The organism is Enterobacter sp. UNJFSC 003, assembly GCF_036903355.1.
Classification (GTDB): Bacteria; Pseudomonadota; Gammaproteobacteria; order Enterobacterales; family Enterobacteriaceae; genus Enterobacter.
The window spans coordinates 1-469 of sequence record NZ_JBAKHK010000044.1 but is presented as its reverse complement, the minus strand read 5'-3'; the positions used below and the strand labels follow the sequence as shown (position 1 = coordinate 469).

Genomic DNA, 469 nt, shown 5'->3' with positions numbered 1-469 from the left:
GTTCAGGGTTCAGCCGGGGTACGTATTGGTGCCCCCACCGGCGTGGCCTGTTCGGTGTGCCCCGGCGGGGTGACGTCCGGCCATCCGGTCAATCCGCTGCTCGGTGCAAAGGTCCTTCCCGGTGAAACCGACATCGCCCTGCCCGCCCCGCTGCCGTTCATCCTCTCCCGCACCTACAGCAGTTACCGGACAAAAACGCCCGCGCCGGTGGGGAGCCTCGGCCCCGGCTGGAAAATGCCTGCGGATATCCGCTTACAGCTGCGCGATAACACACTGATACTCAGTGATAACGGCGGCAGAAGCCTGTATTTTGAGCACCTGTTTCCCGGTGAGGACGGTTACAGCCGCAGCGAGTCACTGTGGCTGGTGCGCGGCGGCGTCCTGAGACTGGATGAAGGTCACCGGCTGGCCGCACTCTGGCAGGCGCTGCCGGAAGAACTCCGCTTAAGTCCGCATCGTTATCTGGCGA

1 protein-coding gene is annotated in these 469 nt (G+C 64.0%); it reads left to right on the top strand.

The window, feature by feature from the left end:
* A partial coding sequence (locus V5P19_RS22995) for a DUF6531 domain-containing protein (RefSeq protein WP_334407838.1) occupies positions 1 to 469 on the top strand: 469 nt, incomplete at both ends.